Below are 13,509 nucleotides of genomic sequence, written 5' to 3'. Positions count from 1 at the left end.
CCAGTGTGGTGCGATATAGCACCTCACTGGTTTTTTTGTTTTTAAGGCTGCTTCCAGCGAGTGGAGTGGCCACGAGGATGGCGAGGATATCGTCCTTGTCGGATAATCGATGTTCCGGCCCTTGCAATGATTTGTTAACGGGCTCAATAGGTGAGGTTTTTCTGATGGCGAATGCGCGGCCGCGTCCAGCGGTTAATGGTGTGGCTTCGGCTGACCGGGTCTTGACCGTGCTCACGGCTTTTCGAGTCGGCGATACGGCGTTGAGCCTGGTGGAACTGGTTGAGCGTACCGGGCTGATAAAAAGCACGGTCATGCGCTTGATGGTCTCGCTGGAGAATCATGGCCTGATCAATAGGATGGCCGATGGCCGTTACCAATTGGCCAGTGAGGTCATGAGGCTCAATGCTGTTTACCAGGAGGCCCTGGATCTTGAGCGTCATGTGATGCCAAGGCTGCAATACCTTTGCGAACAGTCCGGCGAAACCGCATCGTTCTACGTCCGTCATGGCGCGTACCGGATGTGCCAGTACCGGGTGAATTCCTTCCACAGCCTGCGGCTCAACCTGCAGCCAGGCGATATGCGTCCCATGGACGAAGCGGCCGGTGCCCAGGCGCTGCGTGCACCTTTCCAGGTAGGCATCGCACTGGCAAAACCTTATTACTCGCGCGGTGCAACGGATCCTCACGCGGCCTCGATGGCCCTGCCTATCTATGGCGCTCAGCAAGAACTGATGGGCGCGCTGGTCATTTCCGGGCCTGCAAGCCGATTGACTGAAGAAGCTGCCGACAGCATCTCGGCCATCTTTTTCGATACCGCGCGTGACCTGATGCGAAGCCTGGGTTTCAAGCCAACGGACAGTACCCCCGCCAACAGCGAGCTGGAAACCGTAAAGTGATACCGGGTTGTCGCCAGGCAACAGAACCCTCGCTTTTTTGTAGTATCGAAACAACGATGCCCATGTTCCCCCCAAGGGGAAATGGGCATCGAGCGTTGGGTGAGGCAGTGTCTACTTGGCGCTGACTGTCTCGACAAGCGCCGCTTGTTCAAGCTGGCGTTTGCGACCGATGACCAGAACCATTAGCCCGGCAGCGGTGCAGAGTGCTGCCAGCGGCATCAATGCCAGTGCATAGCTGCCGGTTGCATCGTGAATCGCGCCGTAGGCATTCACCATCAGGCCTCCACCGATCAGGTTGGCCATGGCGCCAACCGCTGCCAGTCCTGCCGCGGCAGTGGAAGAAGACAGCCAGCCAGACACCAGCGCCCAGAATGGCCCCTTCATCGAATACGCCCCGACCAGAACCATGGTCAGCATCACGATCGTGGCAGACAACGATGAGGTGAACAGGGTCATGAGCAGACCGGCAGCAATGAGCAGCAAGGTCATTGCCGTGTGCCAGCGACGTTCACCGGTACGATCGGAACTGCGGCCCCACAGAATCATCAATACCGAAGCGACGCCGTAGGGAATGGCATTGACCAGGCCAATCTCCATGGAGGTCAGGCCAAAGGTCTTGAGCAACTGAGGGGCCCAGACGCTCATGGTGCTGCCGGCAGCGGATGCTCCGGAATAGATGAGGGCGAGGACCCAGATATCCTTGTGGCGCAGCAGCTTCCACAACGAGATATGGCCGATTGCGGTTTTCTTCGAAGCTTCCTCGGTCAAGCGCTGGGTCAGCCAGTTGCGCTGTTCATCGCTAAGCCACTTGGCATGCTCGGGACGATCCGTGAGTACAAACAGGCAGGCAATGCCCAGGAGGACTGCCGGAATGCCTTCAATGATGAACAGCCAGTGCCAGCCGCGCATGCCCATCCAGCCATCGAGGCTCAGCAGCAGCCCGGACAACGGCGAGCCAATGAAGTTGGCGGCAGGGATGGCGACCATGAAGATGGCGACCATGCGGGCACGATAGGCCGAGGGTAGCCAGTAGGTGAGATACAAGAGCACCCCTGGGAAGAAACCGGCCTCGGCGGCACCCAGCAGGAAGCGCATCACGTACAGGGAGTTAGCCCCCTGGACGAAGGCGGTTCCCGTCGAAATGATGCCCCAGGTGATCATGATCCTGGCGATCCAGATCCGCGCACCAAATTTTTGCATGGCCAGGTTGCTGGGCACTTCTACAAGGAAGTAAGCAAAGAAAAACAGGCTGCTGGCAAAGCCAAAGACCTTCGCGGTCAGGCCCAGGTCTGCGTTCATCTGCAGCGAGGCCATGCCGATGTTGCCCCGATCAATGATCGCGATCAGATAGCACAGGATGAGGAACGGCAGTAAGCGCCAGGCGACTCGGTGCATCGTGCCGCGTTCAAGTTCGCTTATGGTGGAAGTGGGTGAAGTCATGAGGCTCTCCAATTGTTTTTTTTCTGGAGTGTCGCGTTTAGAGGGCGCTCCCTGGGGTAACGGAGCGCGCGGACGCATTCAATCAGCAGTCGAGCAGGTGTCGGTTAACCACGCTGCGCGGATCCAGCGCCCTGTTCGCCAGGACATCCAGGACTTGGCGTAATGCCATGACCCCTACGCGATCACGTGCCTCAGAGGTGTTGGCGCCGACATGGGGCGTCGCCACGAGCGTCGGCAGGCCCCAAAGCGGGCTTTCGGCGGGTGGCGGCTCGGGATTGAACGTATCGAGTCCCGCGCCGGCAATTTTCCGTTCGCTCAGTGCCTCTACCAGTGCCTGGGTATCGACAAGCTCTCCACGAGCCGTGTTGATCAGGATGCTTCCCGGGCGCATGCATTCCAATTGCGCTGCGCCGATGAGGTTGTGATTGGCCTCGGTCAGCGGGCAATGCAGGCTAATGATATCGCTTTCGCTCAGAAGACGATTGAAGTCAACTTCACGCTCTACATGTTCGCGCTCCGGTAACTGCTGGAGATAGGGGTCGTAGACCTTCACTTTCATCCGCAGTGGGGCGACCAGATCCATCAGGATGCTGCCGATCGAGCCCAGGCCCACCAGGCCAAGCGTCTTGCCGAACAATTCAATGCCGTTCGCCTCGGACTTGTCCCAATGCCCGTCGCGCATGCGCGCATCCAGCAGTGCGGTCTGTCTCGCAACACTGAACATCAAGGCAAAGGCGTGCTCCGCGACGGACTGGGCATTTGCACCCACTGCAATGCTCACCGGAACGCCACACGCGGCGGCGGCCTCGATGTCAATGGTGTTGTAGCCAACCCCGTGCTTGGCGATTGCCTTGAGTTTCTTCGAGGCCTTGATCATTGACCCGGTCAATTGACCCTGGCGAACGATGATGGCGTCGGGTTGTTCCGCACGAATGATGGCTTCCAGTTGCTCCGCGGGCAGATAGGGGGTCGTTGGAATGATTCTCACGCCTTCTGCGGCGGCGAGTTTCATGGCGTCTGCGGCAAGTTCAGGACCGGTTAGCACAATGGTAGGGGACATCTTGGATACCTTGTTTTTATCGTTGAGATAAACGCTGGCCGCTGCAGCGGTTGCGATGGCTAACCCTATCATAATGAAACGGCGTTGCAATAGATCGATTTTTTGCGCTCGTCGGATTGCAACCTGGCTTCAAAAATCCCCATTGCGTCGCGATAAATGAAATGCAATTCTAAAAATAGACATCGAGGGTGATCGATGTGATCGAATAAAACCAAACAGAGGTATGTCACATGAGCATTGGATTTCAGGTGCTGGGTCGCGAACGCAAAGTCAGCGCAGAGTGGGTTGCACGTTATCGAGAGCTGCCGGTGGCCAACGTCAGCGACTCCATGAACCGCATGACTGCAGGGGGCGCTCGCCTGCGTCCCATGCACCGTGAAGGTGTGCTCGTCGGCCCGGCAGTGACCGTCAAGGCTCGTCCGGGTGACAACCTGATGCTGCACTACGCTATCGACATCGCCGAGCCTGGTGACGTCATTGTCGTGGACGCGGGTGGTGATCTGACCAACGCCCTGATCGGCGAGATGATGGTCGCTTACGCCGTGAAGCGCGGTGTGGCCGGGATCGTCATCAATGGCGCCATTCGTGATGCCGCTAACATCGGCACCGGTGACTTCCCGCTGTTTGCCGCCGGTGTGTCGCACCGCGGCCCTTACAAGGACGGGCCTGGTGAGATCAACGTGCCGATCGCCATTGATGGTATGGTTATTGAGCCGGGCGATCTGGTCATTGGCGATGAAGATGGCTTTCTGTGCGTGCCCTTTAACCATGTCGCCGAAGTCCATGATCGTGCGACGGCCAAATATGCTGCCGAGCAAAAACAGATGGAACTCATAGCCCAAGGCAACAATGATCGTACCTGGGTGTTGGAGTCTTTGAAGAAGAAAGGCTGCCTGCTGTCGCTCTGATCCACCGGCTACCGCGCATCAAATGCTTGCGGTGCGCGGTAGACAATGGATCGGCCAGCAATGGTGTAGCCTTTTAAGGAACCTCATTCTTGTCCAATCCACGCACTACGCATTGGCCTGCACCCGTTCGGGCACTCGCCAATAGAAACTTCCAGATCTATTTCGTCGGCCAAGGCATCTCTACCCTGGGCAAATGGGTTCAACAGGTGGCTTTGGCGTGGCTGGCCTATCACTTGACCGGCTCAGCCATTCTCCTGGGCCTCATTACATTTCTCTCCCTGGCCCCACAGCTTCTCATCGGGCCGCTCGCGGGGGCCTGGATAGATCGTCATGACAAACGCCGGTTGCTGATCGGTGTGCAAGTGGTGCTGGTTTTGCAGTCACTCACGCTTGCGGTCATCACTCAATTCGGCTGGATCGATGGGACGTCCATTGCCGCTATGGCGCTCCTGCTAGGGCTGCTCAATGCCGTGGAGACACCGCTGCGCCAGGCGCTTATCGGCAGCTTTGTCGACGACCCGGCGGACTTGCCCAATGCCTTGGTGCTCAACGCAATGTTGATCAATGCCGCGCGGTTCATCGGCCCACCCCTGGCAGGAACATTGATCGCGGTAACCAACGAGGCGGGCTGTTTCCTCCTGACGGCATTTGCCTATCTGGGCCTTATGGCGGGGTTGCTCAAGGTCAAGGCGACGGCATTGCCAAAAGCAACCGGTTCGACTTCCCAGGTGTTTCGCGAAGGGGTGGCTTATCTCTGGCACACAGTGAGCGTTCGGCAGTTGATGATCAGCGTGGTCATGGTGAACTTGCTGGCGTCCTGTTATGCAGCGCTTTTGCCGATTCTCGCCAAGACGGTGTATGCCGGTGATGCAAGGATCCTTGGCTGGCTATGGGGCGCCGCCGGGGCCGGGGCATTCGTGGCCACCTTGATCCTGGCCTTCAGTGGATCGCTCTCGCGTTTGCGATACTTCACCGATGGCGGTGCGCTTGTCTGCGGCTTTGCGCTGTTGGGCGTGTTCATCGCCGCGGACTTGCCGTTGGCATTGTTTGCATTGGTGCTGCTGGGGTTCGGCATCACGATGAGCAACGTAAGCACAAACATGCAGTTGCAGAGCGGCGCTCCGAGTTCGATGCGCGGTCGTGTCATTGCATTTTACATCGCCATGCGCTTTGGCTTTGAAGCGGTAGGCGGGATGCTGGCAGGGTTGGTCGCGGCAAGGTATGGAGCGCCTGCGACCCTGGGCATTGCAGGAGGTATTTTGCTCGTTTACCTGATCGCCAGCATCGGTGGTCGCGGGCTGAAACATCGAGATCCTGGCTGACCCAGTGACTCAGGCTTGAGCACAAAAGGGCCCTTCAAGGGCCCTTTTGGCATATGCGCTGTCTGAACTCAATGGCCAATCAAGCCTGGCGCGCTGCCATCGCCGAGTAGCTGTTCATCAGGTTGCGGTAGTTCGGGATGCGCTGGGACAGCAGGTTGCCCAGGCCTTCAATGTCGTTGCGCCAGTCACCCTGCAATTCGCAAGCGACCGAGAACCAGTTCATCATTTGCGCCCCGGCCTGGGTCATACGGTTCCAGGCTGCCTGTTGTACGGTGGTGTTGAAGGTGCCGGAAGAATCCGTGACGACGAACACTTCAAACCCTTCTGCGAGGGCAGACAACGTTGGGAAGGTCACGCAGACGTCAGTCACCACACCGGCGATGATCAATTGCTTGCGACCGGTCGCCTTGATGGCCTTGACGAAGTCTTCGTTGTCCCAGGCGTTGATCTGGCCAGGTCGGGCGATATAGGGCGCGTCCGGGAACATTTCCTTGAGTTCGGGTACCAGTGGGCCATTGGGGCCTTGTTCAAAGCTGGTGGTGAGGATCGTTGGCAGCTCGAAGAACGTTGCCACGTCAGCCAGGGCCAGTACGTTGTTCTTGAACTCGTTGGGCGAAAAGTCTTGAACCAGGGAAATCAGGCCAGTCTGGTGGTCAATCAACAAAACTACGGCGTCGTCTTTGTTCAGGCGGTTGTAGGTAGCGTTGCTCATGGTGAAATCCTTTCGAGGTAGGTGAGTGGCGTCGTTCAACATGAGCACAGATTAGAGATGGCGAGGAGGCAGAAAAAGCCGGTGAAAAGCGTTTAACTGTCAACCTGGAAGAGACAATCTGAACAGGGTTTACTTTGCTACATAACGTGTTTTTCGGCCTCCGGCATCTGGCTCGCGCCCAGCACCGCCGGCAACAGCCCGGCCCGCAAATCCCCGCCACTCGGCTGCTGATAAAGGTTCAAGCCAAACTCCGGCAACACCGCCAACAGGTAATCGAAAATATCCCCCTGGATCCGCTCGTAATCGGCCCACGCCGTGGTGCGGGTGAAGCAATAGATTTCCAGCGGAATGCCCTGCGCGGTGGTCTGCATTTGCCGAACCATGCAGGTCATGTTCGGCTGAATCTCTGGGTGACTTTTCAGATACGCCAGCGCATAAGCGCGAAAGGTGCCGATATTGGTCATGCGCCGGCGGTTGGCCGACATCGCCGCGACATTGCCCTGGGCTTCGTTCCAGGCCTTGAGTTCGGCCTGTTTACGGCTGATGTAGTCGGTCAGCAGGTGCACCTGGGACAGCCTCAGTTCCTCGTCATCGCGGATGAACCGCACGCCACTGGCGTCGATGAACAGGCTGCGCTTGATCCGCCGGCCGCCGGACTGTTGCATGCCGCGCCAGTTCTTGAATGATTCGGACATCAGGCGCCAGGTCGGGATTGAAACGATGGTCTTGTCGAAATTCTGCACCTTGACCGTGTGCAGCGTGATGTCCACGACATCGCCATCAGCACCGACCTGTGGCATCTCGATCCAGTCGCCGACTCGCAGCATGTCGTTGCTGGTCAGCTGCACGCTGGCGACGAACGACAGCAGGGTGTCCTTGTAGACCAACAGGATCACCGCCGACATGGCGCCCAGGCCCGACAACAGCAACAGCGGCGAACGGTCGATCAATGTGGCGACGATGATGATCGCGCCAAACACGTACAACACCATTTTCGCCAGTTGCACATAGCCCTTGATCGAGCGGGTGCGGGCGTGTTCGGTGCGGGCGTAGATGTCCAGCAGGGCATTGAGCAGGGCTGTGATCGACAGCAGCAGGAACAGAATCGTGAACGCCAGTGCCACGTTGCCGAGGAAAACCATCGCGGTTTTACTCAGCTCTGGTACCAGGTGCAGGCCGAACTGGATGACCAGCGACGGTGTGATCTGTGCCAGGCGTTGGAACACCTTGTTGTGCCGCAAGTCGTTGATCCAGTGCAGCGCCGGCTGGCGGCCGAGGATTTTACTGGCGTGCAGGATCAGGTAGCGCGCCACTCGTCCGAGGACCAGGGCGATGACCAGCAACACCACCAGTGCCAGGCTGGCATGCACGAGCGGGTGCTGGTCAAGGGCACCCCAGAGGTCTTGGGCATCGAGCCAGAGCTGTTTGATATCCATGGGCAAAAACGATTCTTTAATGGGACACGGGGGACGATTAGAGCACTTAAGACGTTTTGTATGACCGTTGGTGACAAATCGGGCAATAAAAAAACCACTGTTTACCGCCTTTTGCACAAAGAAACTCGGCCTACGCGCTCGAAACCGGTAACCTATGCAGCTGTTTTTTTGTATTTCTTCGAGGTAGCACCCGTGTTTTCCGAATTCGCCTTGCACGAACGCCTGCTCAAAGCCGTGGCCGAGCTTAAATTTGTCGAGCCAACGCCTGTGCAAGCAGCGGCTATTCCGCTGGCGCTCCAAGGGCGTGACCTGCGGGTGACAGCGCAAACCGGTAGCGGCAAGACCGCTGCATTTGTCTTGCCGATCCTCAACCGCTTGATCGGCCCGGCCAAGATCCGCGTCAGCATCAAGACCCTGATCCTGTTGCCAACCCGCGAGCTGGCCCAGCAAACCTTGAAAGAAGTCGAGCGCTTCGCGCAGTTCACCTTCATCAAGTCCGGCCTGATCACCGGCGGTGAAGACTTCAAGGTCCAGGCCGCCATGCTGCGCAAGGTGCCGGACATCCTGATCGGTACACCGGGCCGGATGATCGAGCAATTGAACGCTGGCAACCTTGATCTCAAGGAAGTCGAGGTGCTGGTGCTCGACGAAGCCGACCGCATGCTCGACATGGGTTTCGCCGAAGACGTGCAGCGCTTGGTGGACGAGTGCACCAACCGCCAGCAGACCATGCTGTTCTCCGCCACCACCGGTGGTTCGGGCCTGCGCGAGATGGTCGCCAAGGTGTTGAACAATCCTGAGCACCTGCAGCTCAACGCAGTCAGCCAGCTGAACGAAACCACCCGTCAGCAAATCATCACCGCTGATCACAACCAGCACAAAGAACAGATCGTCAACTGGCTGCTGGCCAACGAGACCTACCAGAAGGCCATCGTCTTCACCAACACCCGGGCCATGGCCGATCGCATCTATGGCCGCCTGGTGGCCCAGGAATACAAGGCGTTCGTGCTGCACGGCGACAAGGACCAAAAGGATCGCAAGCTGGCGATCGACCGTCTGAAGCAAGGTGGGGTGAAAATCCTGGTGGCCACCGACGTCGCCGCTCGCGGCCTGGATGTGGACGGCCTGGACCTGGTGATCAACTTCGACATGCCGCGCAGTGGTGACGAATACGTGCACCGCATTGGCCGTACCGGTCGTGCCGGTAACGATGGCCTGGCCATTTCGCTGATCTGCCACGGCGACTGGAACCTGATGTCGAGCATCGAGCGCTACCTTAAGCAGAGCTTCGAGCGCCGCACCATCAAGGAAGTCAAAGGCGCTTACGGCGGACCGAAAAAGGTCAAGGCCTCCGGCAAGGCTGTCGGCGTGAAGAAGAAAAAGACCGACGCCAAGGGCGACAAGAAAAAAGTCGCCGCCAAGACCCCGACCAAGCGCAAGAGCGTCAACCGGCCCAAGAGCGACTCTCTGGTCAGCAAAGACGGCATGGCCCCGCTCAAGCGTCGCAAGCCAGAAGCGCCGGCTGCTGAATAAGCGCTTCGGCTAGCTCAATAAAACCCGGGCAATGTCCGGGTTTTTTTACATCAAAAGATCGCAGCCTGCGGCAGCTCCTACACCAAATCACCGGTAGGAGCTGCCGCAGGCTGCGATCTTTTGATTTTTTGATCTTTAGCTTTCCGCTTTCTTCTCTGCGGTACCCAATTCCTTTAGCCGCTGATCGATCAATTGGCATTTATCCGGTAAATCCTTGGAAGCAGTGCCCAGGTCCATCTTCTGCAACTCGTCGTTGATCTCCTTGGCCTTGGCCGGGTTCTGCTCGGTGAGCTTGGTGACTTCCTTGGCCAGCTGTTCGCGCTTGAGAGTGGCCTCCTCCGGGGTGCAGGCCCAGGCGGGCAGGGCGCAGGCGAGGGTGGTGGCGAGGGTGAGTTTCAGCAGGGTTTTCATCTGTCGGGCCTCGGTTCCGGTTAAGGCGGGTTAACCGGTTGAGGCTTGCAGCAGGGAAAAAGTTCACCCTCATCCCCCATGGCAGCAGCTTGAGGGCGCCTTATCCTCATACCGGTCATGATGTCGCACCCAATCCATGATTTCATCTTCGTTGCGTCCCTTGGGCGTCAGGTCGAGGTAGTTGTAGGTCCCTACCAGCAGGTCCAGCCCTCGGGCATAAGTGGAGTAGGTGTGGAAAATCTCGCCGACGTCGTTGCGATAAAACACACTGAGGCCGGGAAGCTCCTCTTCCGAACCGTCGGTTTTTTCGTAGTTGTAGGTGGCCCTTCCGGCGGCGACGTCTTCGGGGTGGGCCGTCACACCGAAGTCATAATTGAAATCACAGCCTTCGGACGACACCCAGTCGAATTTCCAGCCCATGCGCCGTTTGAACGCCTGGAACTGGGCGAACGGTGCGTGGGATACCGCCACCACAGAGACATCGTGGTGCGCCAGATGCTGGTTGGCCCCGTCGATGTGGTCGGACAGGAAGGAGCAACCTGGACAGCCCTCGTCCCATCCGTCGGCGAACATGAAATGGTAAATGACCAATTGGCTACGGCCACCGAACAGGTCGGTGAGTTTCAGTTCACCGTCAGGCCCCTGGAAGTGGTAGTCCTTGTCGATTTTCACCCAGGGCAAGGCGCGGCGCTCTGCGCTGAGCCTGTCCCGCTCCTGGGTGAAGGCTTTTTCATGGGCCAGGTGTTGTTTGCGCGCGGTGAGCCATTCTTCCCGCGACACAACGGGGTGGTTCTGAATATTCATTTGGCTTTCTCCTGCGTGATGCGGGGAGGCGACTTACACAGCCTAGTCGTTTGACGTACCGGTAAATCGACATACCGTCGGTCGGTAGCCGTATGGAAACTCGGGCTGAACGGCTGCCGTGCTCTTTTGTCACAAGCTATGAAGACCCTCTCACTCACGGCTACTGGAGGTTGAATCAGGATGATGACTTATAACTGGGATTTGATTGAGCGCTTACTGCATGAAGTGCAGAACGGGCAGGTCAGCTTTGCGCCACGGCATTACGCTGAGGATTACGCCGCTCAGAAAGCCGCTGAAGGTGAGCAGCCTGAAAACCTGGACCACCTGAAGGCGGTGGCCGGCGAGTATGAAAAGTTGCTGCTAACGCGCGGTTATATCGAGCCGCGGCCCGAGGAGCAGGGCGGTACCGGTTCGAATTACATTTTAACGGTGCGTGGTTCGAGGCTGTTAAGCCTGATCGACAGCAGTATTCCGGGCGATGAGCATCCGCGTCAGGTGCTGGACGAGCAGGAGGACGCATTAAACGAATTGACGTTTGATGAAGTGGCTTCCAAGGCGCAGATTGCCTGACGTTCATGCACCTTGTAGGAGCGGGCAAACTCGCTCCTACGAGAAGGGATTTGTGAAGCGTTCAACTCTGCTTTGCAGCTTTCAGGCATTTCAGGTCACTGAAATCCTTCTTCACGCCCTCGATCTTCGTCAACAAGCGCTCACGTTGTTGTGGCGTACTTTGCGCCATCAAATCCACAAACAGCGCCCGCGCCTGGGCTTCGGTGTTGGCGAAGGCCTGTCGATAGGCAGGTGTCCATAAGCTTTCGCGGTTGACCAGGAGCGTCTCGATTCGCTGTGGGAATTGTGGTGCCTGGCGCTGCGCCACGGCGGCGCTGAACTGTTTCTGCCAGTGGACGCGGTTGGCAATCCACTGGGTGTTCTGGTCGCCCAAGGCATTTGACCAGGCCATGACTCGCTGTTGTTGCGAGGGGTCGAGTGGTCCGAGCCATTCATTCAGGCGTTTCACCATGCGCTCGCCACGCTGTTTTATCTGCTGGTCCAGCGGGGGTTTCACGTATCGCTCCTGACGCTTGCGCTGGTCCTTGGCGAAGGCCTCGTTCATTTCCGCGACCTGATTGTCGTCCAGGCCTTGCAGCAATTCGATGGCTGACGGGGTGATTTCCCGGGCTGTTTCGGCAATCGCTCTTTCGGCCTCCGCCGTACGCGCCTTCAGCGCGTCATCGGTTACCTGATTGGTCGCGATCATGGTCTGCAAGCGCTCCAGCCAGTCGAGATATCCCGGCATTTGTGTCGTGCAATGCCAGCTCAGGTGTTCCTTCAAGCGTTCGTTGAGCCAGCTTTTCTGCTCGCCGTTCATGTCCAGGTAATCGCTGAGCGTCCAGGGAATGATCACGTCGAGGTTGCGATAAGCCAGGCCCATGCGGTTGCACGCGCCGAGGGCGAGGGTGAGCATGAGCACAAAGGCAATGTGTTTGATCCAGCGTGACATGGGCGAATCCTTGCGAAAGCCTGGTTTCTGGCGCTGATTCTCATCTGAACGCACAATGAACCCGGCAGTTCAGCCCATCAGTAGAAGGTGCGTTCGGCCTTGAGGGTGAGGAGTGCGTCGCACTGGCTGTTTTGCCCGGTATAGGCTGAACAATAGCTGCCGCTGAGGCTGGAATCGCTATAGATCAAATCGAGGTCGATGCCCATGAACGGTCGGGACAGTTTTACCGACCAATCGGTGAAGCTGCCGACATACCCACCGTCCACGGCGACCGGCGTGTTCAATTGATGGGTGGTGTATTTCATGCTGACGCCGATGCCGAACGGCTGGTTGCCGCGCAGGTCGGCAAACAGCGTGCTGTTCTGCTTGTCTGGATCGTTGCTCAAGGCGGCGCCGAAACGGCTGCCCAGCAGGGTCAGGCCACCGAAGATTTCCTGGCTGTCGAGGGTCGCGACTTCGGGGTAGCTGTAATGGATGACGCCCACTTCGTAGCCGAGGACCTGGTCGAAGGGTTGCTTGAAGCCCGCGTAAGAGTCGATTTCGAGGTTTTTTCCCGGGCTGATGCCCATGCTCGGCGACCATTGGCCAACGTAGAAACCGCTGTCATGGGTCAGGTCCAGGCCGCCATGGAACGAGCCGATGGCCGATGGCTTGACGAGGCCTTGGGCCATGCTGCGGCTGGGACTGCTCCCGAGCTTGAGGTCGAAATCCCCCAGCTCGCGTTGAAAGATTTGCCCGTGCACCCCCTGGCACGCCAGCAGGCCGCCGAGCAGCAAGGATAAACAAGAGGGTGTGCGCATGCGTCACTCCATGAACCGCGGACAGGCTGGGGGCTGCTGAAACGCTTGATCTAGACGCGTGCAAGGATACCGACGAATAGCGGGCCGCGTAGGCCGTTCGTCGATTTTTACAAGAAAGGAGGGTCAAGCGAGAATGTTGCAGGGTTCCAGTCCAAGCGCTTCGAAGCTCAAAGCGCTTAGGGACCAGGTGCAGCTCAGGGGATTACTTCTTGCCCAAGGTGATCTGCTTGGATGGGCCGAACGACTGGCCGCTGACACCTTTGGCAATTTGCTGGATTTCACCACCGGATTTGAGGAACGCAGCGATCTGGTTGTTGATCGATTCGCTGGTTTCGACGGCTGGAGCTGGCTTTGCTTTGCTGTTGGATGCTTTTACGCGCATGGCGGCCATTAACCTGTAGAAAATTAACTTGGCCAGGCATCGTACAGGATTAACTGTCTATTTGCTTGGCAAATATCCGCTGGGGCACATTGAGTGGGGGTGCCAGAATAGGCAAGTTGGATTATGAAATATCACCCTAAGCCGCTGTTTTAACTATGAACCTGATGAAAATATAGCGTTTTCGCCTTGGGCGGGCGGCAACGAAAATCGTCGATCCGGTCTGACGAGCGGCGGCCAGAAAATGGCAAAGCCGGGAAAAATTAAGGCTTTGCAAGGAATTTCCGGTGCCATCGGGCTGACTGGC

The 13,509-nt window shown here is 57.8% G+C and carries 14 protein-coding genes; 5 read left to right on the top strand and 9 right to left on the bottom strand.

Annotated elements, in window-relative coordinates; all coding sequences use genetic code 11:
* Positions 1 to 164 precede the first annotated feature (164 nt).
* On the top strand, positions 165 to 896 hold the full coding sequence (locus CGA21_RS10895) for an IclR family transcriptional regulator (protein ID WP_110752609.1): 732 nt from the start codon (positions 165 to 167) through the stop codon (positions 894 to 896).
* A 111-nt stretch (positions 897 to 1,007) separates the two neighbouring features.
* Here CGA21_RS10895 and CGA21_RS10890 read toward each other — a convergent pair whose 3' ends face one another.
* Together CGA21_RS10890 and CGA21_RS10885 are read right to left on the bottom strand one after the other, a co-directional pair.
* Complete coding sequence (locus CGA21_RS10890) at positions 1,008 to 2,336, bottom strand: MFS transporter (RefSeq protein WP_110752611.1); 1,329 nt, start codon at positions 2,334 to 2,336, stop codon at positions 1,008 to 1,010.
* Between the two features lie 82 nt (positions 2,337 to 2,418).
* Complete coding sequence (locus CGA21_RS10885; RefSeq protein WP_110752613.1) at positions 2,419 to 3,396, bottom strand: hydroxyacid dehydrogenase; 978 nt, start codon at positions 3,394 to 3,396, stop codon at positions 2,419 to 2,421.
* Positions 3,397 to 3,626: 230 nt separating this feature from the next.
* On the opposite strand from CGA21_RS10885, the gene CGA21_RS10880 reads away from it, so the two are divergent.
* Entirely contained in the window at positions 3,627 to 4,304 is a 678-nt protein-coding gene (locus CGA21_RS10880) for an RraA family protein (RefSeq protein WP_188264196.1), read from the top strand.
* 89 nt (positions 4,305 to 4,393) lie between these two features.
* A complete protein-coding gene (locus tag CGA21_RS10875; protein ID WP_110752617.1) occupies positions 4,394 to 5,626 on the top strand; it encodes an MFS transporter in 1,233 nt (410 codons plus the stop codon).
* A gap of 79 nt (positions 5,627 to 5,705) precedes the next feature.
* On the opposite strand, the gene ycaC is transcribed toward CGA21_RS10875, so the two are convergent.
* Together ycaC and CGA21_RS10865 are read right to left on the bottom strand one after the other, a co-directional pair.
* Positions 5,706 to 6,338, bottom strand: coding sequence for an isochorismate family cysteine hydrolase YcaC (gene ycaC, locus CGA21_RS10870; RefSeq protein WP_008060104.1), 633 nt, complete (start codon positions 6,336 to 6,338; stop codon positions 5,706 to 5,708).
* A 137-nt stretch (positions 6,339 to 6,475) separates the two neighbouring features.
* Entirely contained in the window at positions 6,476 to 7,774 is a 1,299-nt protein-coding gene (locus CGA21_RS10865) for a mechanosensitive ion channel family protein (RefSeq protein ID WP_110752619.1), read from the bottom strand.
* Positions 7,775 to 7,966: 192 nt separating this feature from the next.
* Between CGA21_RS10865 and CGA21_RS10860 the strand changes: the two genes are divergently transcribed.
* Positions 7,967 to 9,307 carry a DEAD/DEAH box helicase gene (locus CGA21_RS10860; protein WP_033043023.1) on the top strand — a complete coding sequence of 447 codons (1,341 nt, stop codon included), beginning with the start codon at positions 7,967 to 7,969 and terminating at the stop codon, positions 9,305 to 9,307.
* 135 nt (positions 9,308 to 9,442) lie between these two features.
* Here the strand turns inward: CGA21_RS10860 and CGA21_RS10855 are convergent, their stop codons facing one another.
* Positions 9,443 to 9,718, bottom strand: a complete 276-nt coding sequence (locus tag CGA21_RS10855; RefSeq protein ID WP_110752621.1) for a hypothetical protein — start codon at positions 9,716 to 9,718, stop codon at positions 9,443 to 9,445.
* Positions 9,719 to 9,787: 69 nt separating this feature from the next.
* Entirely contained in the window at positions 9,788 to 10,522 is a 735-nt protein-coding gene (locus CGA21_RS10850; protein ID WP_188264195.1) for a DUF899 domain-containing protein, read from the bottom strand.
* A 180-nt stretch (positions 10,523 to 10,702) separates the two neighbouring features.
* On the opposite strand from CGA21_RS10850, the gene CGA21_RS10845 reads away from it, so the two are divergent.
* The gene (locus CGA21_RS10845) at positions 10,703 to 11,092 is read left to right on the top strand and encodes a transcriptional regulator (protein WP_188264194.1); all 390 of its coding nucleotides are present in this window, start codon (positions 10,703 to 10,705) and stop codon (positions 11,090 to 11,092) included.
* A 61-nt stretch (positions 11,093 to 11,153) separates the two neighbouring features.
* Here CGA21_RS10845 and CGA21_RS10840 read toward each other — a convergent pair whose 3' ends face one another.
* The 3 genes from CGA21_RS10840 to CGA21_RS10830 all read right to left on the bottom strand — a co-directional run bounded on the left by CGA21_RS10840 (position 11,154) and on the right by CGA21_RS10830 (position 13,214).
* Positions 11,154 to 12,023, bottom strand: a complete 870-nt coding sequence (locus CGA21_RS10840) for a DUF6279 family lipoprotein (RefSeq protein WP_110752627.1) — start codon at positions 12,021 to 12,023, stop codon at positions 11,154 to 11,156.
* A 77-nt stretch (positions 12,024 to 12,100) separates the two neighbouring features.
* On the bottom strand, positions 12,101 to 12,823 hold the full coding sequence (locus tag CGA21_RS10835; protein ID WP_188264193.1) for a TorF family putative porin: 723 nt from the start codon (positions 12,821 to 12,823) through the stop codon (positions 12,101 to 12,103).
* A 202-nt stretch (positions 12,824 to 13,025) separates the two neighbouring features.
* The gene (locus CGA21_RS10830) at positions 13,026 to 13,214 is read right to left on the bottom strand and encodes a hypothetical protein (protein ID WP_020795406.1); all 189 of its coding nucleotides are present in this window, start codon (positions 13,212 to 13,214) and stop codon (positions 13,026 to 13,028) included.
* Between the last annotated feature and the right edge of the window lie 295 nt (positions 13,215 to 13,509).

It is taken from the genome of Pseudomonas sp. PSB11 (assembly GCF_014596605.1).
Classification (GTDB): domain Bacteria; phylum Pseudomonadota; class Gammaproteobacteria; order Pseudomonadales; family Pseudomonadaceae; genus Aquipseudomonas; species Aquipseudomonas umsongensis.
Note: the sequence above shows the minus strand (reverse complement) of the source record. Positions and strands in the feature narration are given on the sequence as shown.